Consider the following 25925-nt stretch of genomic DNA (forward strand, 5'->3'; position numbering starts at 1 on the left):
GTGCTACTTAGCGTCCGCGAGCGCGTTTGCGCCGCCGACGATTTCGCTGATCTCCTGGGTGATCTGGGCCTGCCGCTCGCGGTTCGCCATCAGCGTCAGTTCTTTGATGAGGTCGTCGGCGTTGTCGGTGGCCGACTTCATCGCACGTTGGCGTGACGCCAGCTCCGACGCCGCCGCTTCCAGCAGCGCCGCGTACACGCGGGTGGTAAGGTACCGCGGCAGCAGCGCCTCGAACAGCGTCGTCGCGTCCGGCTCGAAGGAGTAGAGGGTGTGCAGTTCCTCTTCTTCCTCGACGTACTCCACCACCAGTGGTGCGATGCGGTGCGCCACCGCCGTTTGCGACATCATCGACTTGAACTCCGAGTAGACGATGTGCAGTTCGTCAACGCCCCGGTCGTCGTCGGACAGCTGATCCTCGTCGTCACCGGTGCCCTTCATGAAGGTGTCGACCAGGGTGGTGGCGATCTCCGCGGCGTTTTCGTACTGGGGTTGCTCGGAGAAACCCGCCCACGACTCGGTGATGTCCCAGTTGCGGAATTTGAAGTAGTTCTGCGCCTTGCGGCCCACCGTGTACAGAACCGGCGTCTTTCCCTCCTCCCGCAGCAGGGAGAACAACTCCTCGGAGCGACGAAAGACGCTGGAGTTGTACGCGCCGCACAGGCCACGGTCGGAGGACACCACCAGGACGCCGGCCCGTGTCGGGTTTTCCCGCTCCACCAGCAGGGGATGGTCCAGCGCCGCTTCGGCGGACAGGGTGGTCAGCGTCGCGGTGATCTGGAATGCGTAGGGGCGCGCGGATTCCAGCCGCGCCTGCGCCTTACCGATGCGCGAGGTCGCGATCATCTCCTGTGCCTTGGTGATCTTTTTGATCGACCCGGCCGATCGGATCCGGCCGCGCAATTCGCGAAGTGTGGCCGCCATTGTTAGCTACTTCTTGTCCTTCTTGGAGTCCTTGGATTCCTTCTTCGGCTTTTCCTTCTTGACTTGCACCGACTCCTTTTCGAGGTCTTCCTCGTCTAGCGCCTCGACGTGCTCATCAGGCACCACCGATCCGCCGTCGGAGGCCGCGAAGCCCTTCTTGAACTTCTTGATGATCTCGGTCAGCTCGTTCTCGCCCTCTTCCGAGAGCTTCTGGCTGTCCCGGATGCCGGCCAGGAACTTCTCCTCGGATGCCCGCATGTGGTCCAGCAACTCGGTTTCGAACCGCCTGACGTCCTCGACGGGCACCGAGTCCAGGTGGCCGCCGGTGCCCAGGAAGATCGAGACCACCTGCTCCTCGACCGGCATGGGCTGGTACTGCCGCTGCTTGAGCAGCTCGACCAACCGCTCGCCGCGCTCCAGCTGCGCCTTGGACGTGGCGTCCAGGTCGGACGCAAACGCGGCGAAGGACTCCAGTTCGCGGTACTGCGACAGGTCCAGACGCAGCGAGCCGGCCACCTCTTTCATGGCCTTGATCTGCGCCGCGCCACCAACGCGGGACACCGAGACACCGACGTTGATCGCGGGCCGGACACCCTGGTTGAACAGGTCGGACTCTAAGAAGCACTGCCCGTCGGTGATCGAGATGACGTTGGTGGGGATGTAGGCCGAGATGTCGTTGGCCTTGGTCTCGATGATCGGCAGGCCCGTCAGCGAACCGCCACCGAGGTCGTCGGACAGCTTGGCGCAGCGCTCCAGCAACCGCGAGTGCAGGTAGAAGACGTCGCCCGGGTAGGCCTCGCGGCCCGGCGGGCGGCGCAGCAGCAGCGAGATCGCGCGGTACGCCTCGGCCTGCTTGCTCAGGTCGTCGAAGACGATCAGCACGTGCTTGCCGTCGTACATCCAGTGCTGGGCGATCGCCGAACCCGTGTAGGGCGCAAGCCATTTGAAGCCGGCGGAGTCCGATGCGGGAGCCGCGACGATGGTGGTGTAGTCCATCGCGCCGCCCTCTTCGAGCGCGCGGCGGACGGCCGCGATCGTGGTGCCCTTCTGCCCGATGGCCACGTACACGCAGCGCACCTGCTTGCGCTCGTCGCCCGACTCCCAGTTCTGGCGCTGGTTGAGGATGGTGTCGATGCAGACCGCGGTCTTGCCGGTCTTGCGGTCGCCGATGATCAGCTGGCGCTGGCCGCGGCCGATCGGGGTCATCGCGTCGATGGCCTTGATCCCGGTCTGCAGAGGCTCTTTCACGCCCTGGCGCTGCACCACCGACGGAGCCTGGATCTCCAGGGCGCGCCGGATGTCGGTGTCGATGTCGCCGCGCCCGTCGATCGGCTGGCCCAGCGGGTTGACGACTCGGCCCAGGAACGCGTCGCCGACCGGCACCGACAACACCTCGCCGGTGCGCTTGACCTGTTGTCCCTCTTCGATTTTCTCGAAGTCACCCAGGATGACCGCACCGATGCTGTGCTCGTCCAGGTTGAGCGCGACGCCGAGGACCCCGCCCGGGAACTCGAGCAGCTCCTGGGTCATCACGGAGGGCAAACCTTCGACGTGCGCGATGCCGTCACCGGCGTCGACGACGGTACCGACCTCTTCGCGCGCGGTGTCGGCGGTGAAAGAGCCTACGTATTCCTCGATGGCGCTTTGGATGTCGTCAGCCGAGATTGTCAAGTCTGCCATGGCTTTTCGTCTTCCTACTTGATCTTCGTTCGCATGCTGTTGTGATGGTGTGGTCAGTCGGGCAACTGGGCCTTCGCCGCGGCCAGCCGAGACGAGAGCGTCCCGTCGATCACCTCGTCGGCCACGGCGATCAACAGGCCGCCCAGCAATTCGGGATCGATCTGCAGCTGCACCGACACCGGGTGGTCGTAGATGCGGCTGAGGACCTCGGTGACACGGGTGCGTTGGGCGTCGGTGAGCTCGGCCGCCGCGCCGACCTGCGCGACTATTTCGCCCCGGCGCGCCACCGCGACCTGCGCCAAGAACTTCATGGCCTCCTCGGCCGGTTCGCCCCTCAGCAGCTCGACCGTCTGGCTCAGCAGCGCCCGCGCGACCGGGTTGACCCTGCCGCTGGCGCTGGCAAGCACCTTGCGCAGCAACTCAACTCGTCCTTCGGCGGGAGACGCGTAGTCGCCCAACAGGATGGACAGTCGCGGCTGCGCGTCGAGGATGCGCGCGAACCGGAACAGCTGCTCTTCGACGTCGCTGACGCGGTCCTCGCGTTCGGCGACCTCCAGCAGCGCCTGTCGCGAGATGTGCTCGATGGCGTCGATCAGATCGGAGTTGGCCGACCAACGCTCGGAAACGGCCGCCCGCAGCACGTCGAGCGTGGCGTCGCTGACCTTGCCGGACACCAGGCGCTCGATCAGCCGGACCCGGGGCGCCGCGTCTTCGGCGGGGTCGGTGAGGTACCGGGTGACGACGATTTCGCGGTCCAGCATCTTGGCCACCGACACCAGCTCGGCGGAAAGCTTGGAAAGCGCATTGTTGTCAAGGTTTTTGGCGATGGTGCCGAAGCGATCCGACAGGTTGCCCAGCGCCTCGCGGCTGGCGGAGCGCATCTTCGTCATCAGCGGGTACGCCACCTCCGCGGGGGCGGGGGCCATGGCTTCGAGATCGTCCAGGAACCGGTCGACGGTCGCCGACTGCTGGTCGGGGTCGGCGACGAAACTGCGCACCAACTCCCCTGCCTGGCGCACGGATTCGTACCCGAGCTCGAGGCGAAGCTGACGGGTCAGCTGCGCCCGCAGCAGCTCGGCCTGGCGCGCACCCTGCGCCGCGATGCGTTCGGCCTCGACCCCGGCCTGCGCCTGCAACTGCTCCGTGATGCGTTCCGCGTCCGCGCGGGCCTCCTCGACCACCCGCTCGGCCTCTTCCTTGGCCGCCTCAACCGCCTTGCTGTGGGCGGTGGTCGACTCGGTCAGCCGTTCGGCTGCCGCGGCCGAATCGGCCAACTGCTGGCGCACCAAATCCTGCCGGGCGGCCATCATCCTGCGCACCGGCGGCACGGCGTACCGCCACACCAGCGCGACGATGAGCGCGAACCCGAGCAACTGTCCGAAAAAAGTCGACATCAGCCTTACCTTGTCGCGGCGGAGGTGGTGACGTCGACGCCGAGGATCCGGCTGGCCAGGGTCGCCGACATGGTTCCGACGTTGGCGCGCAGATCCAACTCCACGGCGTCCCGTTCCCGTTTGAGTTGCTCGGAGGCCAGCTGCACCGTCGCCATCACCTCTTGCTCGGCGCGGGCCCGCGCATCCTCGATGACCTTGCGGCCTTCGGCGCGGGCGTTGTCGCGGAAGGCCGACGCCTGCACGCGGGCCTCCTTCATGGCTTCTTCGTAATCGGCCTGGGCGGCTTCGAACTGCTCCGCCGACTTCTTGTTGTCGGCAACGGTCTTGGCAACCATGGCGTCGCGTTCGCGCAGCACCTTGAGGATCGGCGGCACCACGAAGGTGCCGATGACGCCGAGCACGATGAGGAAGATGGCGAGCACGAAGAAGAACGTGCCGTTGGGGACAAGGAAGTTGCTGCCCCCCTTGCCTCCCTCGGCAACCACCTGGCCGGCGGCGAGCACCATGGGGTTCGGGTCACCCATCACAGCGAACTACGTGACGGGCGTGGCGAATACGAACAACGCCATGAACGCCAGGTTGATGAAGTAGGCCGCCTCAACCAGACCGACGGTGATGAAGAACGGCGTGAACAGCCGGCCCTGCGCCTCGGGTTGCCGGGCGATACCCGAAACCAACGCGTTACCGGCGATACCGTCACCGATACCGGCTCCGATCGCGCCGCCGCCCATGATGATCCCCCCGCCGATGAGGGCACCGGCAGCGATAGTGGGGTCCATTCTTTCCTCCTTTATCCAGCTCTATCTGTTGGCTTATCTGGCTGGGCTAGTCATGGTGATCCTCCAGCTCCATGGCCTGGCTGAAGTACAAGATCGTCAGGATCGAGAAGATGAAGGCCTGGATCGCCCCGACGAACAGGTCGAACGACTTCCAGATCGCGTTGGGCAACCACATGATGTAGGGCGGGAAGAGCGCGATCAGCGCCACCAGGATGCCGCCCGCGAAGATGTTCCCAAAGAGTCGGAGCGACAACGAGATCGGCTTCGCCAATTCTTCGACCAGGTTGATCGGCGCCAGGAACGCCACGTGTCCCTTCACCACCTTGAGCGGGTGACCGACGATGCCCCGGCGCCAGATGCCGGCGATGTGGTAGCAGACGAACACGAAAAGGGCCAGCGCCAGAACGTAATTGATGTCCGCCGCGGCCGACTTGAGCAATTCGGTGGTGTGGCCGGACTTGTCCGTGTACTGCAGCGGCAGCACCGACAGCCAGTTGGAGATCAGGATGAAGATGAAGATGGTGACGGCCAGCGGCAGCACGAACGGCGCGATCCGCATCCCGATGGCGCTCTCGATCTGGTTGCGCATCTGGATGGTGAGCGCCTCCCAAAACAGTTGCACCCCACTGGGAACGCCGCTCGAGGTGATCTTGGCGCGCAGGAAGAACGCCAGGGCGATCACGATCACGCCGGCTATCGCGGTCGACAGCACGGTGTCGGTGTTGACGGTCAGGCCCAGCCACGTCGCGGTGGTGTGCTCGCCGACCTCGATCTGGGAACCGGCCAGGATCGTCTCAGTCATCGCTGGTGCTCCTTCCGTCCGGGCCGTCCGGGCCCAGGGATGCGGCCGGCTCCCCCGTGCGCAGCTTCTTGTAGACCGGCACGGCGGTCGACACGACCAGGAGCACCTGGAAGAGCGCCAGGCCGAACATCGCGCCCAAGCCGTTGGGCCGGAAAACGTAGGCAATCACCAACGCGATGACGGTGATAATCGCCAGTCGGGTCGCCGAATTGAGTGCCATCGAGCTTTTCAGTGGATGCTCTTTCGCGGTGATCGACGCGACCGAACGCCGGACCAACAATGCGTTGAGCAAACCCAGTAGCAACCCCACACCGAAGAACACGCCGAGCATGAGGCGACCCGACAATCCCGCGGCGAGCATCGCGAGCGCGGTGACCGCGACGCTGATCGCCAACAGCCGAACCGGACGGAAAGCAACAGAGGGGAACACCAACGGCGCGTCCTGCGCTGGTGTCGTCACTGCAGCACCTCAATCCCAGGTAGTAAAGCGGGGAACCCTCGACCGACCGATCGGTGGCCCGCCGAGCGTATCGCACGTCACGCTGGAATCACCCAAGGGGTAGCTCCCTATGTCGGTCGTGAGTCGGCGCGCTCGGACAAGCGTCCGAAGGGCCGGCTGGCCGGCAACCCTCAAGGTCTCTTTTTGGGGTTCTACCTGCACCGTACCATACGACGAGCACCACTACTACTGGGTGTCGTAGCCCTCGTCTAGTCCAAGTCCGAGTAGTCGTCGCGGCGGCGCAGGAGCGGGATCGCCGTCGCCACTCCGGCGACCACGATCGCCCCCAGCATCACCGCGCCGGTGTCGCGCGGGTTGAAAAAGATTGTGCTGGCGGCGCCGAACGCGACAATGCCTACCCATAAATAGATGAGCAGCACCACCCGGCGATGCGAATGGCCAATCTGCAGCAACCGGTGATGCAGGTGCATCTTGTCCGGGCTGAATGCGCTGCGGCCCGCGCGGGTGCGACGCACGATCGCCAGCAACAGGTCGAGCATCGGCACGAAAATCACCGCCGCCACCAGCAAGAACGGTGACAGCAGAGCAAACACGTCACGGGCGCCGTAGGCGTTCTGCGAAACGGGGCCCGCCGCGGTCGTCGCGGCGGCGGAGATCATCAGGCCGATCAGCATCGAGCCGGAATCGCCCATGAAGATCCTGGCCCGGTGGAAGTTGTGCGGCAGGAAGCCCAGGCAGGCGCCCGCCAGCACCACCGAGATGACCGCGGGCGGATAGAACAGCACATCGCCGCCGTGGTCGCGCAGCAGGCCGACCGAGAACAGGCAGATCGCCATCGCCATGATGAGCCCCAGCCCGGCGGCCAGCCCGTCGAGCCCGTCGACGAAGTTCATCGCGTTGACGACCGAGACCGTCAGCGCCAGGGTGAGCAGGATCGACGACGCCTGGTCCAGCACGATCGTGCCGACGCCGCCGATCGGGATGTACAGCACGCTCCAAGCGACGCCCATGGTGACCAGCACGCTGGCCGCGGTGATCTGGCCGGCGAACTTGGTCAGGGCGTCCAGGCCCCAGCGGTCGTCGATCAGGCCGATGCCGACGATCACCGCGGCGGCCACCAGGACGGCGGGCATGCCGGTGGAGTAGACGAAGCCGCGGGTGAGCGCCGGCAGCTGCCAGGCCAGGAAGACGGCCGAGATCACGCCGAGGAACATCGCCAGCCCGCCCATGCGCGGGGTGGGGGTCACGTGCACGTCGCGTTCCCGCGGATAGGCGACCGCGCCCAGCCGGGTGGCCAGGACGCGCACCGGCCCCGTCGCGAAGTACGTGACGATCGCGGCGGTCAGCCCCACCACCGCCAGCTCGCGCAGCGGGACGCCGGTGCCGCGATCGGACAGGGCGAGCAGACCACCGGCAAGGCTGGACACCAACGAAACCGTACTGCACCGGGGTGAGACGAGATTGATGGCGCTCGCGTTAGGCGATCAGTTCGGCGGGGTCCATGCCGAGGACTTCGGCGATCCGCTCGGCGCTGACCGGGCCCGCCCGCAGGATGCGCGGGGTGTCCCCCGTCAGGTCGACGATCGTGGAGGCAGCCTGCTGGTGCGAGCGCCCCGCGTCGAGGTAGACGTCCACCACATCGCCGAGCTGGTCGCGAGCCTCGCCGGCGTCGACCGCGGGCGGGCGGCCGGAGACGTTGGCGCTGGACACCGCCATCGGCCCCACCTCGCGCAGCAACTCGATGGCGACCGGGTGCAGCGGCATCCGCAGCATCACGGTGCCGCGGGCATCGCCGAGGTCCCAATGCAACGATGGCGCCTGCGTCACCACCAGGCTCAGCGCGCCCGGCCAGAAGGCGCGGATCAGGTCGCGCGCCCCGTCGGGCATCGTGTAGACCAGGCCCTCGATGGTGTGCCAGGAGCCGACGAGCACGCCCACCGGCATGTCCCGGCCCCGGCCCTTGGCCGCGAGCAGCGCGGCCACCGCGGTGCTGTCGAAGGCGTCGGCGCCGATCCCGTACACGGTGTCGGTCGGCAACACGACGAGCCGGCCGTTCTTGACCGCACCCGCCGCCGACGCGATTCCGACCGAACGCTGGTCGGGATCGCCGCAGTCGAACACGGTGGTCAACGGGGCCCCCTTCGCGCCGTCACGAACCTCGGCCGCCCGGCCAGATCCCGGCGGGCCTCGATATCCTCGAAAAGCCCTGTGGCCCCGATCAATTCGACTGTTCGCGCCGACGTGGTGTCGTCGTGCTCGACGGCAAACAGGCCGCCCGGGCGCAGCCCGCGTGCGGCGAGTCGGACGACGGCGGCGATGACCGCCATCCCGTCCGGGCCGCCAAACACCGCGTGCGGCGGATCATGTTGGGCCACTTCGGCTTCCACCGCGTGGTCATCGGGAACGTAGGGCGGGTTGCACACCACCAGGTCGACGAGCCCGTCCAGCTCGGAGAGCAGCCCGGGGGCGGTCACGTCGGCGCGCACGAGTTCCACGGCGGTGCCCGCCGCGTTGCGGCGCGCGTACGTGAGGGCCGCCTCGGAGTCGTCGATGCCGATCACCCGCGCGGCGGGGCGGTGGCGGGCCAGCGCCACGGCCAGGGCGCCGGAGCCGGTGCACAGGTCGACGATCACGGGCCGCGCCGGAAGCGGTTGCGTGGTGGCCCATTCCAGCATGGACTCGGTCTCCGGGCGCGGGATGAACACGCCGGGGCCGACGTGCAGCGTCACCGGCCCGAACGCCGCCGTCCCGGTGAGATGCTGCAACGGCACGCGCTGCGAGCGCGCGGCCACGATCTCGCGGTAGCGGCCGAAGAACTCGTCGCCCGGCGACTCGAGCAGGGTCAGCCGTCCGCGTTCGGTGCCGGTCAGGTGGGCGGCCAACTCCTCGGCGTCGTAGCGAGCGGAATCGATTCCGGCTTCGGCCAGTTGCGCCGTCGCCGAGTCGATCGCGGTACGCAGGGCCGTCATGCCTGTTGCAGCCTCGATTGCTTGTCGGCCGCGCTCAGCGCGTCGAACAACGCGTCGAGGTCACCGTCGAGCACCTGGTCGAGATTGTGTGCCTTGAAACCGATTCGATGATCGGTGATCCGGTTCTCCGGGAAGTTGTAGGTGCGGATCCGTTCGCTGCGGTCCACGGTGCGGACCTGGCTGGCCCGATCGGCCGACGCGTCGGCCAGCGCCTTTTCCTCGGCGAGGGCCTGCAGCCGGGCCGCCAGCACCTGCATGGCGCGGGCCTTGTTCTGCAGCTGCGACCGTTCGTTTTGACAGGTGACCACGATTCCGGTGGGCAGGTGCGTGATCCGCACCGCGGAGTCGGTGGTGTTGACGCCCTGCCCGCCCTTGCCGGACGAGCGGTAGACGTCGATGCGCAAGTCGGACTCGTCGATCTGCACCTCGCCGACTTCCTCGGGCTCGGGATAGACCAGCACGCCCGCGGCCGACGTGTGCACGCGCCCTTGGGATTCCGTCACCGGAACCCGTTGCACCCGGTGCACCCCGCCCTCGAACTTCATCCGCGACCACACGCCGTCGGCCGCGTCGCCCTTGCTCGCGATGGCCAGCGTCGCGTCCTTGTAGCCACCCAGATCCGAGGTGGTTTCGTCCAGCACCGTGACCGTCCAGCCGTGCCGCTCGGCGTAGCGGATGTACATCCGGGCCAGGTCGGCGGCGAACAGCGCCGATTCCTCGCCGCCCTCACCGGATTTGACCTCGAGCACGATGTCGTCGGCGTCATGCGGGTCGCGGGGCGCCAGCATGTCGGTGAGCTGGCTGTCCAGTTCGGCCACCCGGGACTCCAGCTCGGTCACCTCGTCGGCGAACGACTCGTCGTCGACGGCCAGCTCGCGCGCGGCCTCGAGGTCGCCGCGCGCCGCCTCCAGCTTGCGGTAAGTGCCGACGATCGGCGCCAGTCGGGCGAATCGGCGTCCCGCTTTGCGCGCCTCGTCCGGGTTGCTGTGCAACTCGGGGTCGGCCAGCCGCTTTTCGAGCTCGGCGTGTTCGGCGAGCAGCACGTCGATGGTCTGCACCGGCTTCGTCACGCTGGCCTCCTTCCTAACCGCGACCGAGTACCCCGAACACAAACCGACGCCCGGCCTGTGCAGACTCGCACAGTTCGGGCGTCGGTAAGCCAGCTATTTGTCGGTCGACTCGGCCGAGTCGGCCGCGGCCTTGCGCTTGCCGTAGCGCTTCTCGAAGCGGGCGACGCGGCCGCCGCTGTCGAGGATCTTTTGCTTGCCGGTATAGAACGGGTGGCACTGTGAGCAGACCTCGACGACGATGTTGCCGCCGGGCTTGGTGCTGCGCGTGGTGAACGTGTTCCCACACCCACAGTGCACGGTGGTCTCGCCGTACGCCGGATGAATGTCAGCTTTCATGATGTCCTCTTCGATCGTTTGCCGCCCGGACCGGGCGCGAACTCCAAGAACCTGATCTGGTCCTGGGTTAGTCGACCCTCGATTATGCCAGGTCAACCTACATCTCCCCAAACAGCGAGCTGGTCGCCCGCATTCCCGGCTGCTCAGGGCCGCGACGTGTCGCGGTAGACGCGGCTTTTTGCGTCGCGGGTCCACACCACGCCGCCGCGGGGTGCCGGGCCCAGCGCGCTGAGCTCGCGTTTGAGGATCTTGTTGGTCGCCGTGGTCGGCAACCGGTCGGCGAGCCAGACGTAGCGGGGCCACGCCTTGGGCGACAGGTCGGGCTGATCGGCCAGGAACCGGCCGAATTCCTCGGGCGTCAGCTCCGCGCCGTCGGCGAGCACGATGGCCGCCATCACCTGGTCACCCGAGTGGTCGTCGGGCACCGCGTACACCGCGGCGTGGCTGACCGGTGCCAACCGCTCCAAGATCCGCTCGATGGGCGCCGTGGTCATGTTTTCCCCGTCGACGCGCAACCAGTCGCCGCTGCGCCCGGCGAAGTAGAGCCAGCCGTCGGCGTCTTTGTAGGCGAGGTCGCCGGACCAGAACATGCCGTGTCGCAGCCGCGCGCCGGTGGCCTCGGAGTCGTTGTAGTAGCCGGCGAACAGCCCGGCGCCGGTGGTGTTGACCAGCTCCCCGATCGCCTCGTCGGGGTTGGTCAGGGCGCCGTCGCGGAAGGTGGCGGGCGGGCACTCGGCCAAGGTGTCGGGGTTGTAGACGGCGACGCCGGGGAAGCCGCGGCCCAGCGACCCGGGCGGGCAGCCGTCCTCGCGGGTGATGACGATCGCGCCCTCGGTGGAGCCGAAGCCGTCCCACACCGTGCAGTCGAATCGCCTGCTGAACTCGGCGATGTCCCGGTCGCTCGCCTCGTTGCCGACCGCGACCCGCAGCGGGTTGTCGTGGTCGTCGGGTCGCCCCGGCGTGGCCAGCACGAAGGCCAGCGGCTTGCCGACGTAGTTCATGAAGGTGGCCCCATACCGGCGCAGGTCTCCCAGCAGCCCGGATGCCGAGAACGTCGCGGGGGCCATGGCCGCGCCGGTGGTCACCGCCACGCTCCACCCGGCATACAGGGCGTTGGCGTGGAACAGCGGCATCGACAGGTAGCAGACGTCGGAGGCGTCGAGCTCGAACCGCTCGACCAGCGTTGCCCCGGCGAACAGCACGACGAGGTGGGTGACCCGCACGGCCTTCGGGTCGCCGCTGGTGCCGGAGGTGAACAGCATCATGAAGGTGTCGGTCGGCGCGACCTCGCGGTGCGGCGTCAGCGGTCCGGCGCCGCCCAGCAGCGCGCGCCATGGCTCGGCGGACACGTCGAAGACCCGGACACCGGGCAGGTCGAGGCCGTCCAGCAGCCCCCGGTGCGCCGGGTCGGTGAGCAGGATCTGGCAGTCGGCGCGGGCGATGTCGCGGGCCAGCGCGGCGCCGCGGCGGGTGTCGTTGATGCCGCACAGCACGTAGCCGCCGAGCGCCGCGGACGCCATGGCGGTGAGCATGTCGGGGGTGTTACCCAGCAGCGCACCCACGTGCAGCGGACGGTCCGGGTCGGCGACCCCGATGACGGCGGCCGCGGTGGTGGTGGCGTCGGCCAGGTGCTCGCGCCAGGTCCAGATGCGCTCGCCGTACTTCAGCGCCGGCGTGTCTTGGTCCAGGCGCTCTCGAAGCAGTTGCTGCAGCGTCTCCGCCACGGCACTGCTGAGTTAGTCGTTGTCCATCGACCCGGGGGTCGTCTTGGACACCTGCACCAGGAACTCGTAATTGTTCTTGGTCTTGCGCAGCTGGGACATCAGCAGGTCGATGGCCTGGTGGGGGTCCAGACCCGATAGCACGCGGCGCAGCTTGTGCACGATCGCGAACTCGTCGGGCGAGAGCAGCAGCTCGTCCTTGCGGGTGCCGGAGGGGTTCACGTCGACCGCGGGGAAGACCCGGCGTTCGGAGATCTTGCGGTCCAGCTTGAGCTCGGCGTTACCGGTGCCCTTGAACTCCTCGAAGATGACCGTGTCACCGGTGGACCCGGTCTCGACCATCGCGGTGGCGATGATGGTCAGCGACCCGCCTTCCTCGATGTTGCGCGCGGCGCCGAGGAAGCGCTTCGGCGGATACAGCGCGGTGGAGTCGACACCACCGGACAGGATCCGGCCGGAGGCGGGCGACGCGTTGTTGTAGGCGCGGCCCAGGCGGGTGATGGAGTCCAGCAGCACCACCACGTCCTTGCCCTGCTCGACGAGCCGCTTGGCGCGTTCGATGGCCAGCTCGGCGACCGAGGTGTGGTCCGACGGCGGCCGGTCGAACGTCGAGGCGATGACCTCGCCCTTGACCGAGCGCGTCATGTCGGTGACCTCCTCGGGCCGCTCGTCGACGAGGACGACCATGAGGTGGCATTCCGGGTTGTTCTTGGTGATCGCGTTGGCGATGTCCTGCAGGATCGTCGTCTTACCCGCCTTGGGCGGCGACACGATCAGCGCCCGCTGGCCCTTGCCGATCGGCATGATCAGGTCGATGACCCGCGTGGTCAGCCGGTCCGGCGTGGTTTCCAGGCGCAGCCGCTGGTTGGGGTACAACGGCGTCAGCTTGGAGAAATCGGGCCGCTTCTTGGCCTCTTCAACCGAGCCGCCGTTGACGCTGTCCAGGCGCACCAGCGGGTTGAACTTCTGCCGCTGGTTGGGCTGCTCGCCGTCGCGGGGCACCCGAACCGCGCCGGTCACCGCGTCGCCGCGGCGCAGGCCGTTCTTGCGCACCATGTTCATCGAGACGTAGACGTCGTGCGGGCCGGCCAGGTAGCCGGAGGTGCGCACGAACGCGTAATTGTCGAGCACGTCAAGGATTCCGGCGACGGGCTGGACGACATCGTCCTCGCGGAGTTCGGTGTCGGCCCCGTCGCCGGACCGTTCGCCGCGGCGCCTGCGGTCGCGGTCGCGGAACCGGCGTCCCCGCCGGCCCTGACGGCCCTCGCCGTCGTCGTCCTGCTGGTTCGACCCGCCGCGATTCTGCTGGCCGCCCTGGCCCTGTTGATCGCCGCCCTGGTCGCCGCCGCGCTCGTCGGTCTTGGTGTCCTGCTGGCGGTCCTGACGCTTGTCGGCTTCGCGGTTGGCGCCGCCCTTTTGGGTATCCGCGTCCTCGGACGGTGATCCCGCTTCGCGGCTGGCACCGCGTCGTTCGCGGCGCGGCGCCTCGCCGGTGGAACCGTTCTGTTCCCCTTGGGCGGCCGGCGTTTCGGCCGGCGCCTCGGTGGCGGTCGTGTCGGGTTGGTCGGATTTGCCGCTGTCCGCCGGGGCGGTATCGGGGGCGGCGGGGGCCGAAGTGCCGTTGGCCTGTCCCCTGATTTCCTTTATCGCGGCGATGAGTTCGTTCTTGCGCATTCCGGACGTCCCCTTGACGCCGGCCTGGTTGGCCAGCGCGCGCAGCTCGGGCAGCACCATGGTGGACAGGGAGCCGGCCGAGGCGTTGGTTTTGACGTCGGGTGTGTCTGTGGTCACGGCGTCCGAAGCGTGGTTGCTATCGGTGTTTTCGCCAGCCGTGAATAGGTCCGTATCTGTCACGGAGTTCCTTTCTTCCCCGCTGATCAGGTCATACGGGGGTTCGTTGCATTCAGCCAATTCGCCGAGTGCGCCCAATCATCGACTCTGCAACGGTGATCGCCCGGATCGGCGGAGAAGACGGCGAACCTCGTTCACGAGAAGAATTGGTGTTGTCCTAGCGGCAAGGCAGTTGCAGATGCAGATGCTGCGATTGCTGGACGGCTCCGAGGATAACCTGCATCACTGTCGGAAGCAAGCAAACCCTCCGGCCACGCCGTGGATTAACCGGCGACGGTGACGCCCGGGCTCCAGCGAACTCCTTCGCCCGCGGTCATCTTGGTGACGGCAAATCCGTGTGCGGCCCCGTACTCCAGCGCTTCCCGGGGTAACTCCGGCTCTGTGCTCAGTGCGATCAGCGAGGGACCAGCCCCAGAAAGCGTCGCTGCCACCCTATGACGTCGCAGCAGCCGCAAATATTCCGCCGAGCCCGGCATCGCGGGGGCGCGCTGGGGCTGATGGAGCAGGTCTTCGGTGGCCGGCATCAGCAGGTCGGGGCGCTCGGTCAGCGCGACCACCAGCAGCGCGGCCCGGCTGACGTTGAAGCTGGCCTCGTCGTGGCTGACCCGGGTGGGCAGCAGCACCCGGGTCTCGGCGGTCAGCGAGCGTTCCTCGGGAATCGCGCAGAACAGGTGGATGTCCGGGTGCAGCCGCAGCGACACCGCCGAGTACCGGGGCCGCTCACCGGTGTCGTCGGTCCAGGAGACCACCGCGCCGCCCAGCACCGCGGCCGCAGCGTTGTCCGGGTGACCCTCGAACTCCGAGCACAGCTGGATCAATTCGTCGACGCTCAGCGGGGTCGAATTGGTCTGCGCCACAAGCCCGTTCACCGCCGCCAGGCCCCCGACGACGGCGGCGGCCGACGAGCCCAGGCCGCGGGAGTGCGGGATGGCGTTGCGGCAGCGCACCACGAGGCCGGGCGCGCCGACGCCCGCGGCGTCCAGCCCGCGCCGGACGGCGCGCACGACAAGATGATCGGCGTCCAGCGGCACCTGGTCGGCGCCCTCCCCCTCGACCACCACCTCCAGGCCGGAATCGGTTGTCTCCACGACGATCTCGTCGCGCAGGTCCAGCGCCAGGCCGACGCTGTCGAAGCCGGGGCCGAGGTTGGCGCTGGACGCCGACACCACAGAGCTCGCCACCAGCCCGGCGGGCAGCATTCGGGCGGTCATTTCTTACGCGAGACCCAGCTGTTCGACGACGAGGACGGGATCGACCGGCAACGGGGACACGGTCGGCATGTCCTTCAGCGCCGTGTCGGGATCCTTGAGGCCGTTGCCGGTCACCGTGCACACGACGGTCGAGCCGCGCGCCACCCAACCGTCGTCGACGGCCTTGAGCAGCCCCGCGATGCTGGCGGCGGACGCGGGCTCGACGAAGACGCCCTCGGAGGCGGCCACGAGGTGGTAGGCCGCCAGGATCTCCTCGTCCGTGACGGCCAGGAAGCGGCCGTTGGATTGCTGCTGCGCGTTGACGGCGGCCGTCCACGACGCCGGGGCGCCGATGCGGATCGCGGTGGCGATGGTCTCCGGGTGGCTGACCGGCTCGCCGAGCACCAGGGGCGCGGCGCCGGCGGCCTGGGCGCCCAGCATGCGCGGCAGGCTGTCGATCACGCCCTCGCGGTGATACTCGGTGTAGCCCTTCCAGTACGCGGTGATGTTGCCCGCGTTGCCGACCGGAAGCGCGTGCACGTCCGGCGCGGCGCCCAGCGCGTCGACGATCTCGAACGCCGCCGTCTTCTGGCCCTCGATGCGAACGGGGTTCACCGAGTTCACCAATGAGATCGTCGGGAAGTCCGCGGCCATCTTGCGGGCCAGTTCCAGGCAGTCGTCGAAGTTGCCGTCGATCTGGATGATCTTGGCGCCGTGCATGACCGCCTGCGCCAGCTTGCCCATGGCGATCTTGCCCTGCGGTATCAGCACCGCGCAGGTGATGCCGGCGCGCGCGGCGTACGCCGCCGCGGAGGCCGAGGTGTTGCCGGTCGACGCGCACAGCACGGCCTGCTGGCCGCGGGCCAGGGCGTCGGTGACGGCCATCGTCATGCCCCGGTCTTTGAAGGAGCCGGTCGGATTGAGGCCTTCGACCTTGAGATGGACCGTGCAGCCGGTCTTTTCCGAGAGCCGGGCCGCCGCGATCAGGGGGGTGCCACCCTCGAGGAGGGTGACCGGGGTCCAGTCGTCGCCGACCGGCAACCGGTCGCGGTACGCCGCGATCACTCCCGGCCACGGTTGGTGGGTGGCCGTACGGGGGATGCTCACAGGCCGTTTCCTTCCAGTCGCAGCACGCTGGTCACGCTCTGCACGACGTCCAAATCGGCGAGGGCAGCGACGGTTTCGGAGAGCGCGGCGTCGGTGGCGGTGTGGGTGACCACCACCACGCGGGCGCCCACCCGCCGCCCGCCCTCGTCGACCATGCCTTCCTGGCGCACCTCGGCGATGCTCACCTCGCGCTTGGCGAATTCCGTTGCCACCGACGCCAATACGCCGGGCTCGTCGGCGACGTTCATGCTGACGTAGTAGCGAGTCGAGATGAGGCCCATCGGCGCGATGGGAAGTTGGGCGTACCGGGACTCCTTGGGCCCGCGGCTGCCCAGCACGCGGTTGCGGGCGGCCATCACCAGGTCGCCGGTGACCGCCGACGCGGTGGGCGCGCCGCCGGCCCCCTGCCCGTAGAACATCAGCCGTCCCGAGGCCGCGGCCTCGACCACCACCGCGTTGAACGCCCCGCTGACCGTGGCCAGCGGGTGCGACAGCGGCACCAGTGCCGGGTAGACGCGGGCCGAAACCCGTTGCTGGCCGTCGTCTCCCGTGACGCGCTCGCAGATGGACAGCAGTTTGATGGTGCAGCCCAGCGACCGCGCGGACGCGAAGTCGGCCGGGGTGATCTTGGTGATGCCCTCGCGGTAGACGTCGTCGGCGTGCACCCGGGTGTGGAAGGCGATGGACGCGAGGATCGCGGCCTTGGCCGCGGCGTCGTAGCCCTCGACGTCGGCGGTGGGGTCGGCCTCGGCGTAGCCCAGCGCGCTGGCGTCGGCCAGGGCGCTGTCGTAGTCGGCGCCGGTGCTGTCCATCTCGGACAGGATGTAGTTCGTGGTGCCGTTGACGATGCCGGCCACCCGCAGCACGGTGTCGCCGGCCAGCGATTGGGTCAGCGGGCGGATGACGGGGATCGCGCCCGCGACCGCCGCCTCGAAATACAGGTCGACGTGGGCGTTTTCGGCCGCCTGCGCCAGCTCCCCGGTGGAGATGGACAGCAGCGCCTTGTTGGCCGTGACGACGGACTTGCCGTGCTCGAGCGCGGACAGGATCGCCTTGCGGGCGGGCTCGACGGGCCCCATCAACTCGACGACGATGTCGACGTCGTCACGGGAAACCAGCTCTTCGATGTTGTCGGTCAGCAGTCCGATCGGGACGCCGCGGTCGGCGGCGACGCGACGCACCCCGATGCCGCGCAGCACCAGCGGGGCGCCGACACGGGCCGCGAGGTCCGCGGAGCTGTCCTCGATGATGCGGACGACTTCGCTGCCGACGTTGCCCAACCCGAGTACCGCTACGCCGACGGGCTTTTCGTCACCGGGCACGGGTCACCTCACCTCCAGACTCAAAAGATCGTCGACCGTCTCCCGGCGCAGCACCAGGCGGGCGTGCCCGCCGCGCACGGCCACCACCGCGGGCCGGCCGATCATGTTGTAGCGGCTCGACAGCGAATAGCAGTAGGCGCCGGTGGCGGCCACCCCGAGCAGGTCGCCCGGCTGCAGATCCCCGGGGACCCAGGTGTCGCGGACGACGATATCGCCGGTCTCGCAGTGCTTTCCGACGATGCGGGCCAGCTCCGCCGGCGCATCGCTGACTCGCGACACCAGCCGGGCGTCGTACTGCGCGTCGTAGAGCGCGGTTCGGATGTTGTCGCTCATGCCGCCGTCGACGCTGACGTAGCGCCGGTGCGCCGTGGTGCTCACGTCGACGTCCTTGACGGTGCCGACCTCGTAGAGCGTGATGGTGCCCGGGCCGACGATGGCGCGCCCCGGCTCGACCACCAGCCTGGGGGTGGGCAGCCCGACGGCCGCCGACTCGCTGCGCACAATGTCGCCCAGCTTGGCGGCCAGCTCGCCCACCGGCGGCGGATCGTCGGGAGCCAGGTACGAGATGCCAAAGCCGCCACCGAGATCGACCGTCGACAGCTGGGCCGTCTTCTCGACGCCGAACTCGTCCACGATCTCGTGCAGCAGGCCGATGACGCGGTGCGCGGCGAGCTCGAAGCCGGCGACGTCGAAGATCTGGGAGCCGATGTGGCTGTGCAAGCCGACGAGCCGCAGGTGGTCGGTTTCGAACACCCGGCGCACCGCCGCCATCGCCGCACCGCTGGCCACCGACAGGCCGAACTTCTGGTCCTCGTGCGCGGTGGAGATGAACTCGTGGGTGTGCGCCTCGACCCCGACCGTGAGGCGCACCAGCACGTCCTGGACGATGCCCGCCTCGCCGGCGATGGCGTCGAGGCGCTCGATTTCGATCATCGAGTCCAGGACGACATGTCCCACACCGGCTTTGACCGCGGCGGTCAGCTCCGCGACGGATTTGTTGTTGCCGTGGAAGGTGATCCGCTCCGGCGGGAAGTCCGCGTGCAGCGCGACGGCCAGCTCCCCGCCGGTGCACACGTCCAGCGAGAGGCCCTCGTCGTTGATCCAGCGGGCTATTTCGGTGCACAGGAACGCCTTGGCGGCGTAGTGCACGTTGTGTCCGCCGCCGAACGCCGCCGCCAGATCGTGGCAGCGCGAGCGGAAGTCGTCCTCGTCGACGACGAATAGCGGGGTCCCGTACTCCTGCGCGAGCTGGGTCACCGGCACTCCTCCGATGACCGCCGCGCCCGTGTCGTCGCGAGTGGTGTTGCGCGGCCACACGTTCGGCGCCAGCCGCAGCAGCTCCTCGGGGGACTGCGGCCGCGTCGGGCTTTCCGCGTGCCGCGTCTCGTCGGCATGCCGGGGACCGGCGGGGTGGACGTTCACATTCGCTCCGGTGCGGTGACCCCGAGAATCGTCAGGCCGTTGGCGATGACCTGGCGGGCGGCCTGGCATAGCGCCAGCCGCGCGGTGTGCAGGTCGGTGGGCTGCTCGTCGCCCTGCGGCAGGACGCGGCAGGAATCGTAGAACCGGTGGTAGTCGCCGGCGAGGTCCTCCAGGTAGCGGCAGATCCGGTGCGGTTCCCGTAGCGCGGCGGCGGTTTTCACCACTCGGGGGAATTCGCCGATGGAGCGCAGCAGCGTGCCCTCCTTGTCGTGGCTGAGCAGTTCGAGGTGGCCGGTGTCGGGGATGAGGCCGAGTTCAGAAGCGTTGCGGGCCAGCGCCGACAGCCGCGCGTGCGCGTATTGCACGTAGTAGACCGGGTTTTCGTTCGACGCCGACGACCACAGCGCCAGGTCGATGTCGATCGGGGTGTCCACCGACGAGCGGATCAGGCTATAGCGCGCGGCGTCGACGCCGATCGCCTCGACCAGGTCGTCCAGCGTGAGCACGGTTCCGGCCCGCTTGCTCATCCGGACCGGCTGGCCGTCGCGGACCAGGTTCACCATTTGCCCGATCAGCACCTCGACGGTGGCCGGGTCTTCGCCGAACGCGGCGGCCACGGCCTTGAGCCGCGCGATGTAGCCGTGGTGGTCGGCGCCGAGCATGTAGATGCACAGGTCGAAGCCGCGTTGCCGCTTGTCCAGGTAGTAGGCGATGTCACCGGCGATGTAGGCCGGCTTGCCGTCGCTCTTGATCACGACGCGGTCCTTGTCGTCACCGAAGGCGCTGGTGCGCAACCAAGTTGCGCCGTCCTTCTCGTAGACGTTGCCAGTGCCGCGCAGCCGGGCGATGGCCTGCTCGACCCGGCCGCTGGTGTGCATCGAGTCTTCGTGGGTGTAGACGTCGAAGTCGGTGCCGAACTCGTGCAGCGACTCCTTGATGTGGGTGAACATCAGGTCGACGCCGATTTCGCGGAAGGTCTCGCGCATTTCGGCCTCGGGCAGGCTCAGTGCGTCGGGTGCCTTCTGCAGGACCTGCGCGGCGATGTCGTTGATGTAGCTGCCCGCGTAGCCGTCGGCGGGCACCGGTTCGCCCTTGGCGGCCGCGATCAGCGAGTTGGCGAACCGGTCGATCTGGGCGCCGTGGTCGTTGAAGTAGTACTCGCGCACCACGTCGGCGCCCTGAGTGGTGAGCAGGCGGCCGAGGGCGTCGCCGACCGCGGCCCAGCGGGTGCCGCCGATGTGGATGGGCCCGGTCGGGTTGGCCGAGACGAACTCCAGGTTGATCTTCTGTCCGGCCAGGTCGTCCGAGTACCCGAACTCGTCGCCGGCATCGATGACGTTGGTGACGACCACGGCCTGCGCCGACGCCTCGAGGCGCATGTTGATGAAGCCCGGCCCGGCCACCTCGGCCGCCGCGATGCCGTCGGCTTTCGCCAGCGCCTCGGCCAGCCATCCGGCCAGCTCGCGTGGGTTGGCGCCGACCTTCTTGCCCAGCTGCAGCGCCAGGTTGCTGGCGTAGTCGCCGTGATCGGGGTTACGCGGCCGTTCCACGGTGACCGTCGCCGGCATTGCGGCAGCATCCAGCCCGCGCTCGGCAAGCACCGCGGCGGCGGTGACTTTGAGCAGCTCGGCCAGGTCGGCGGGGGTCACGAGCGTCCATCCTATTGGCTAGGGTCCCCCTGCCCCGAATCTATTGCAGGCGGCAGGGGGGCCGTTAGCCGGCGCGGGTGGCTATCGGCTGGCGCGGGCGGCCTCGATGGGCACGATGTCGACGAGCCGGTCGCCGTGGACGATGTGGTAGGCGTCATACCGATCGACGGTCGGGTCGCAGTGCGGGGTGGTGAACTCCACGCGCTCCCCGAGGCTGACGGGTGCGCCGGCGGGCCGGGTGAGTGCGCCGTGTTCGTCGCCGAAGAACCCATAGGTCGAGCCGCCGAACCGCGCGCCGGTCGGGCGCGGCATGGGGCCGTCCGTCGCGAAGGCCTTGAGGCCCGCGTCGACGGTGACGATCGCGTCGGCGTTGACGCTCACGACTTGGCTCGCAACCCAGAGGCTGGTTTCGAAGGCTCCGTCGTCGTCGACGCCCAATGCGTCGGCGTATTGGGCGTCCATGAAGACGTACGAGCCGGGCTGCAATTCGTTGAGGACGCCCAGGTCCAGATCGGCCGCGACGGTTCCGGTGCCGCCGCCGGTGACGATGCCGACCGGGTAACCGGCGTTTCGCAGCGCGTCGACCACGCGTGCGAGGCGCTCCATGCCGACACGGACTGCTTCGCAACGCTTTTGGAAGCCAGAGATGTGCTGCCAGTGCCCGCCGTAGCCTTGAACGCCAGACAGCGTCAGCCCCTCGCACCGGTGAATGTGCTCCGCGAGCGCCACTGCTTGGCCGGGCCCGGAGACGCCGGTGCGCCCGAGCCCCACGTCGACGTCGATCAGGACGTTGACGCGAATGCCGCGGCGAGACGCTTGCGCGCTCAGCGCGGTCACCGGATCGGGATGATCCACCACGCAGGCGAAACCAGGGGCGAGCGCCGCCACGTCGCACAGCCGCTGCGGCATCGCCGGGTCGGCGACCGGGGAGGTCAGGAGGATGCCGCGCACGCCGGCGGCCGAAAGCGCTTCGGCTTCACCGATTTTGGCGCAGCAGATCCCCACCGCCCCGGCAGCGACTTGCTTTGCGGCGATCCAGGCGCACTTGTGCGTCTTGGCGTGCGGGCGCAGCGCCACCCGGTCGCGCGTCCGCTCGGCCATCCGGCGGATGTTGGCGTCCAGCGCCGCCTCGTCCAGAATCAGCGCCGGCGTGGGCAAGCGGAAGCGGGAGTTGGCCTCGCCAATCAGGGCTTGCGCCAACGCTTCTGCCGGGCGCATCGTCATCCGGACGCGACGGCGGTCAGATGCTCGAATCCCGCAATTGGCGCGATGTCGGGGAGCCGGCGGATCGCGCCGTTCTGCGCCCACTGCCCTTCGGGCACTTCATGGATGACGCACGACGTGACGACCATCCTGTCGCCGTTGCTGTGCGCCGCCGATGCGGCCACCTCCTGAAGCTCGGCGGCGAAGCGCGCCTTGCGGGCACCGTCGAGCACCCCGGTGCTGACCTGCCAGTCGATGAACACGCCGGCGACCGCGGCGTCGGCGGGAACACCGGCGGAGTAGAAGCGTCCGGGCGAGAGCTCGTCCAGCAGGACCAGCGCCCGCATCCGGTGCTGAGGCTGGTCGGGCACCGACTCGGCCCGGCACGCCGCCTCGGTGAGGCCCGTGACCAGGCGCTCCTTGCCCGCATCGTCGAACGCGCCGGGCGTGAGTGTTACGCGCATTAACGGCATGACATGGTCCTTTCGTCAGTTCTTGCCTTCGTAATCTCCCCTAGCGCCGCCCCGGACGCCAGTGGCGGGACGGACAGCTTTCTTGCATAATTCGCCACATGATCGGTTTTGACGTCCTGGTGCTCGACGGCGCGAGCGCGAGCGCCGTGGGCGTGACGGTCGACGTGGTCTCGGCGGCCAACCGCATCCTCGGCAAAACCGCGTTCGATCTGCGGTTCGTCTCGCCGGAAAGCCACGTTGCCCTGCGCGGTGGCCTGGCCGTCGCCGCGCAACCCCTGGCGGACACCGGCGCGCGGGACGTTGTCGTCGTGCCGGGGTTGGGTGCAGCCCAGCCTGAGGAGATCGCCGCCCGGCTCAGCGGCACGGACGTGGCCGTCGCCGCCGAGTGGTTGGGGCGGTCGGCCGGCGGCGGTGCCGAGATCGCGGCGTCATGCACTGCTGTGTTCGTCCTTGCCGGCGCCGGGCTGCTCGATCAACGGCGCTGCGTCACGACGTGGTGGCTCGGGGCCGATCTGGCCCGGGTCGCGCCGGCGGCCAACGTGGTCATCGATGAAATGGTGGTTCGCGACGGGCCGATCTGGACGGCCGGCAGCGCCTTCGCGCACATCGACCTGATGCTCGCGCTGATGCGCCATTTCGGCGGCGCGGCGCTGACCGACGAACTCGCGAATCGCCTTGTGGCCGACCAGCGCACGTCGCAGGCGAGCTTCCTTATCCCCTCGCACCTGGCGGCGCGTGACGAAGCGGTCGCGACGCTGGAGCGGTTCGTGCGGTCGCGGTTGGACGAATCGCACACGCTCGACTCGCTGGCCCGGTTGTGCGGCCTGAGCACCCGAACGCTGGCGCGCCGGACGCGAAACGCCGTGGGCCTCAGCCCGTTGCAGCTGGTGCAGCGGGTTCGCCTCGAACGCTCGCTGCATCTGCTGCGCGCCACCCGGATGCCGCTCGAGGAGATCGCGGCCGCGGTGGGGTTGGCGGATCCGGCGACTCTGCACCGACTGGTGAAGAAGCACACCGGCCGATCACCCGGGGCGCTGCGCCCGAGTGCCCAGGCGAGGGCCTCTTGAGCCCCGGCGGGGTCACCACCGTCACGTCGATGCGTTACTCTGGCTGGGCCCGATGGCGCAGCATCCCGTTTTGCGCCCCCGTAGCTCAGGGGATAGAGCGTCTGCCTCCGGAGCAGAAGGCCGCAGGTTCGAATCCTGCCGGGGGCACCCACGTTCCCGCTGATCAGATGCGTTTTTCCGATCAGCCTAACACTCGGGTGTTATCTGGCTGTGATTCGGTTCCGCTTCCTTGGTTTGCCCACCACTGAGGAAGGAGAGGTCACGCATGAACACCAACTTGACTGTAATTCGCGAGGATTCGCCCGACCCGGCCGACGTTCCGGCGTCCGGCTGGGCCGGCGCGATCGTCACGGTGGTCACCGGGAAGGTGATGGGCGAGATCATCCGCTCCATCTTCGACGGCGGCACCGTCGCCGATGAGGTCCACATCGCGATCGACGGGCACGCCCGGCCTCTGGCCGACGTCACCGTCCAGACCGACGACGCACAGGCGCTGCGCGACCTTGCGGCGGTGGCCGCGTTCCTCGCCAACGAGCTGGCCGGCCCATTAGGTCGGGGAAATTGATGTCGGCACGGGGGACCATCCAAGACCACATGGAGCAGGGCGGCTTCAGCCGCAGTGAGGCCGAACGCCTCGAGGCGCTGATGCTGCGCTGCGACGAGGCCGCCGAAAAAGCCGCCGCGACCGGCGACGAGCAGCTGCTCGAGTACACCATCGCGACGGGCCAGGGCTGCATCGACGCGTTGACCGCCTCGTTCTTCGTCGAGCGGCGGCTTCAGGCGCTGCGGTCGGCCACGAACTAAGTTCCGCAAACAGAAAGGTGGCACCGCCTTTCGACGGTGCCACCCTCTGTTGAAGTGCCCTAGGCGAACTGGATCAGCTGCCAGCCACACGCCTTGCCGTTATGCGGGGGCATGCGGTTGCCGATCGCGATCGGCGCGGTGGTGCTGGGGTAGTCCATCGACTCCCAAACACCGCTTACAGGGCAAACGTCGCCCGTGTGGGCGATCGTTCCGAGACCAGGCATGAGCCTGTCCTTTCTCTCTGTTCGGGGCCCGAAAAAACGCAGCCCCACGCGCCGCAGGAAAGGAGTTGCCCTGATCACGGAAGTGTCCCGGTTTCACCATTCGGTGTACGGGGCACCCGATCACCTGATAGCTTGGCCGTCTACTGTGGAGGTAGGCGCAGGCCTCAGGTCCAGGGCCCCCGGGTGTTGGACCCGGGGCCTGTTACGCGTTGGACTGAGGGTATCAACGCACATACGACAACCACTGGCATTAGGCGCGTTTTTTTCGAGAGTTTGAGTGATTTCTTAGAGCTTGCTGACGAAACCGATACCCTGATTTGTGGGGTTCCTCCAAGAAAATCCGCTTGGTGCCGTGTGCCAAAAGCCGTTGTTGTAGATGATCTCGTTGTGGATCAGGGGCCGGCCAGGATTAGACCGCCTTCCACCGCAGCGGCAACTCGCGCAGGGCAAAGCTCCCGAACGCCACGCCCGCCCCCCAGAGGCGCGGGGTGAAGCCGGGCGCGACGGTGAACTCGGGCACCGTCCGGAGCCATTCCTCGATGGCCACCCGCAGCGCGCCGCGCGCAACGTGAATCCCAGGGCATAGCCAGCGGCCACCGGAGAACCCAAAGTGCTTGCGCGACTTAGACCACTGGTGGCTCACGTGGTTGCGCCCCTCGCCTTCGCGGTCGGCGGCGGCCAGGCAGATGCTCACCTGCGTGCCCTTGGGGACGGCGAGGCCGTTGATCTCGGTGTCACGCGCTGCGTATTGGCGGGGTGCCGGTGCCGTCGGCTCCAAGCGCACGATTTCCTCAATCAAGTGGTCGATCCGCTCGTCGGGGTTTTCGCGCAGCTGCCGCTGCAGCCACGGGTTGCGCGCCAGATGCAACAGCGTGAAGCCGAGAATCTGCGGGATACCGACTTGGGCCCCCAGCCATGCGGCCAGGACCAGCAATCTGAGTTCTCTGTCGCTGAGTTGCGGTGCTTCGTTCAGGATTCTCGAGACCAGGTCATCGCCGGGGTTGGCGCGGGCCCTGCGGATCAGGTCGGGTAGTGGCAGCTCGCCGCCCGGACAGTTCGCAAGCTGCACATCGTTCATCGCCGAGAACAGGTGGCCGGCCAGCGGCCAGGCGACTTCCATCGCGTCGCAGCCGGCCGACTCGGCGGCGGCGTCGATCAACGCGGCGGTTGGGCCGCGGAATTGCTCGACCCAGGCGGGCGCGCCCGCGGTGATCGCGCGGCGCAGTACCCGGCGGGCGGAGTCGAGAAAAGCAACAGGCTCCTCGTATCTCCATCCCGTGAAGGCCCTCAGGTCGTGATTCCGTAGCGCAGCGGCCACGTCGGCGGCCGTCGAGAGCACCAATAACTTCTCCCCCTGCGTGGGCGAATTCGGGTGCGCGTCGAGGAGAACGGAGCGTCCGGCCCTGCGGACCTGCTGCCAGGCGGCGGCGCGGTCGGTGAAGACTAGCTCGTACGGCCACGCCTTCACTGCGCACGGCCCC

25 protein-coding genes and 1 tRNA gene are annotated in these 25925 nt (G+C 68.3%); 4 read left to right on the top strand and 22 right to left on the bottom strand.

Features of this window, described 5'->3' with window-relative positions; genetic code table 11:
• Positions 1-3: 3 nt before the first annotated feature.
• From A5712_RS12050 to A5712_RS12150, 21 genes are all read right to left on the bottom strand, one after another.
• The gene (locus tag A5712_RS12050) at positions 4-921 is read right to left on the bottom strand and encodes a F0F1 ATP synthase subunit gamma (protein ID WP_068104761.1); all 918 of its coding nucleotides are present in this window, start codon (positions 919-921) and stop codon (positions 4-6) included.
• A 6-nt stretch (positions 922-927) separates the two neighbouring features.
• The gene (gene atpA, locus A5712_RS12055) at positions 928-2601 is read right to left on the bottom strand and encodes a F0F1 ATP synthase subunit alpha (RefSeq protein WP_068104762.1); all 1674 of its coding nucleotides are present in this window, start codon (positions 2599-2601) and stop codon (positions 928-930) included.
• 53 nt (positions 2602-2654) lie between these two features.
• Positions 2655-3995 (bottom strand): F0F1 ATP synthase subunit B/delta, encoded by a 1341-nt coding sequence (locus A5712_RS12060; RefSeq protein ID WP_068104763.1) that lies wholly within the window; start codon positions 3993-3995, stop codon positions 2655-2657.
• A gap of 5 nt (positions 3996-4000) precedes the next feature.
• Positions 4001-4519 (bottom strand): F0F1 ATP synthase subunit B, encoded by a 519-nt coding sequence (locus A5712_RS12065; protein WP_068104764.1) that lies wholly within the window; start codon positions 4517-4519, stop codon positions 4001-4003.
• Between the two features lie 9 nt (positions 4520-4528).
• The gene (locus tag A5712_RS12070; RefSeq protein ID WP_066928722.1) at positions 4529-4774 is read right to left on the bottom strand and encodes a F0F1 ATP synthase subunit C; all 246 of its coding nucleotides are present in this window, start codon (positions 4772-4774) and stop codon (positions 4529-4531) included.
• 46 nt (positions 4775-4820) lie between these two features.
• Entirely contained in the window at positions 4821-5576 is a 756-nt protein-coding gene (gene atpB, locus A5712_RS12075; protein ID WP_068104770.1) for a F0F1 ATP synthase subunit A, read from the bottom strand.
• Positions 5569-6036 carry an ATP synthase subunit I gene (locus A5712_RS12080; RefSeq protein WP_068104772.1) on the bottom strand — a complete coding sequence of 156 codons (468 nt, stop codon included), beginning with the start codon at positions 6034-6036 and terminating at the stop codon, positions 5569-5571. The genes atpB and A5712_RS12080 overlap by 8 nt, the downstream gene beginning before the upstream one ends.
• Positions 6037-6284: 248 nt before the next feature.
• On the bottom strand, positions 6285-7466 hold the full coding sequence (locus tag A5712_RS12085; protein ID WP_197518001.1) for a glycosyltransferase family 4 protein: 1182 nt from the start codon (positions 7464-7466) through the stop codon (positions 6285-6287).
• Positions 7467-7512: 46 nt separating this feature from the next.
• Positions 7513-8166 (bottom strand): L-threonylcarbamoyladenylate synthase, encoded by a 654-nt coding sequence (locus tag A5712_RS12090; protein ID WP_068104778.1) that lies wholly within the window; start codon positions 8164-8166, stop codon positions 7513-7515.
• Positions 8163-9005 (bottom strand): peptide chain release factor N(5)-glutamine methyltransferase, encoded by an 843-nt coding sequence (gene prmC, locus A5712_RS12095; protein ID WP_068104779.1) that lies wholly within the window; start codon positions 9003-9005, stop codon positions 8163-8165. Before prmC ends, A5712_RS12090 begins: the two co-directional genes overlap by 4 nt.
• Complete coding sequence (prfA, locus tag A5712_RS12100) at positions 9002-10075, bottom strand: peptide chain release factor 1 (protein WP_068104780.1); 1074 nt, start codon at positions 10073-10075, stop codon at positions 9002-9004. Before prfA ends, prmC begins: the two co-directional genes overlap by 4 nt.
• A 93-nt stretch (positions 10076-10168) precedes the next feature.
• The gene (gene rpmE, locus A5712_RS12105) at positions 10169-10411 is read right to left on the bottom strand and encodes a 50S ribosomal protein L31 (protein ID WP_067148709.1); all 243 of its coding nucleotides are present in this window, start codon (positions 10409-10411) and stop codon (positions 10169-10171) included.
• A 143-nt stretch (positions 10412-10554) separates the two neighbouring features.
• The gene (gene fadD1 / locus A5712_RS12110) at positions 10555-12135 is read right to left on the bottom strand and encodes a fatty-acid--CoA ligase FadD1 (RefSeq protein ID WP_068104785.1); all 1581 of its coding nucleotides are present in this window, start codon (positions 12133-12135) and stop codon (positions 10555-10557) included.
• 12 nt (positions 12136-12147) lie between these two features.
• Positions 12148-13986: a transcription termination factor Rho gene (gene rho / locus A5712_RS12115; RefSeq protein ID WP_068104866.1), complete on the bottom strand. Its 1839-nt coding sequence runs from the start codon at positions 13984-13986 to the stop codon at positions 12148-12150.
• Positions 13987-14246: 260 nt separating this feature from the next.
• Entirely contained in the window at positions 14247-15194 is a 948-nt protein-coding gene (gene thrB, locus A5712_RS12120) for a homoserine kinase (protein WP_156766528.1), read from the bottom strand.
• 3 nt (positions 15195-15197) lie between these two features.
• Positions 15198-16280, bottom strand: a complete 1083-nt coding sequence (thrC, locus tag A5712_RS12125) for a threonine synthase (protein ID WP_068104788.1) — start codon at positions 16278-16280, stop codon at positions 15198-15200.
• A complete protein-coding gene (locus tag A5712_RS12130; RefSeq protein ID WP_068104792.1) occupies positions 16277-17602 on the bottom strand; it encodes a homoserine dehydrogenase in 1326 nt (441 codons plus the stop codon). The genes thrC and A5712_RS12130 overlap by 4 nt, the downstream gene beginning before the upstream one ends.
• Before the next feature lie 3 nt (positions 17603-17605).
• Positions 17606-19024 carry a diaminopimelate decarboxylase gene (gene lysA, locus A5712_RS12135; RefSeq protein ID WP_068104796.1) on the bottom strand — a complete coding sequence of 473 codons (1419 nt, stop codon included), beginning with the start codon at positions 19022-19024 and terminating at the stop codon, positions 17606-17608.
• Entirely contained in the window at positions 19021-20673 is a 1653-nt protein-coding gene (gene argS / locus A5712_RS12140; protein ID WP_068104797.1) for an arginine--tRNA ligase, read from the bottom strand. The genes lysA and argS overlap by 4 nt, the downstream gene beginning before the upstream one ends.
• Before the next feature lie 81 nt (positions 20674-20754).
• Complete coding sequence (locus tag A5712_RS12145) at positions 20755-21891, bottom strand: DSD1 family PLP-dependent enzyme (RefSeq protein WP_068104877.1); 1137 nt, start codon at positions 21889-21891, stop codon at positions 20755-20757.
• 2 nt (positions 21892-21893) lie between these two features.
• Positions 21894-22340: a hypothetical protein gene (locus A5712_RS12150; protein ID WP_068104798.1), complete on the bottom strand. Its 447-nt coding sequence runs from the start codon at positions 22338-22340 to the stop codon at positions 21894-21896.
• 107 nt (positions 22341-22447) lie between these two features.
• Here A5712_RS12150 and A5712_RS12155 point away from each other — a divergent pair, with 107 nt between their 5' ends.
• From A5712_RS12155 to A5712_RS12170, 4 genes are all read left to right on the top strand, one after another.
• Positions 22448-23416 carry a GlxA family transcriptional regulator gene (locus tag A5712_RS12155; protein WP_068104800.1) on the top strand — a complete coding sequence of 323 codons (969 nt, stop codon included), beginning with the start codon at positions 22448-22450 and terminating at the stop codon, positions 23414-23416.
• Positions 23417-23490: 74 nt separating this feature from the next.
• Positions 23491-23563 (top strand) — tRNA-Arg (locus A5712_RS12160).
• A gap of 118 nt (positions 23564-23681) precedes the next feature.
• Positions 23682-23981, top strand: coding sequence for a hypothetical protein (locus tag A5712_RS12165; protein WP_068104802.1), 300 nt, complete (start codon positions 23682-23684; stop codon positions 23979-23981).
• Positions 23981-24220, top strand: a complete 240-nt coding sequence (locus A5712_RS12170; protein WP_156766529.1) for a hypothetical protein — start codon at positions 23981-23983, stop codon at positions 24218-24220. Before A5712_RS12165 ends, A5712_RS12170 begins: the two co-directional genes overlap by 1 nt.
• A gap of 633 nt (positions 24221-24853) precedes the next feature.
• On the opposite strand, the gene A5712_RS12175 is transcribed toward A5712_RS12170, so the two are convergent.
• A complete protein-coding gene (locus A5712_RS12175) occupies positions 24854-25912 on the bottom strand; it encodes a cytochrome P450 (RefSeq protein WP_068104807.1) in 1059 nt (352 codons plus the stop codon).
• Positions 25913-25925 lie beyond the last annotated feature (13 nt).

The sequence above is a fragment of the Mycobacterium sp. E2327 genome (genome assembly GCF_001672675.1).
Classification (GTDB): domain Bacteria; phylum Actinomycetota; class Actinomycetes; order Mycobacteriales; family Mycobacteriaceae; genus Mycobacterium.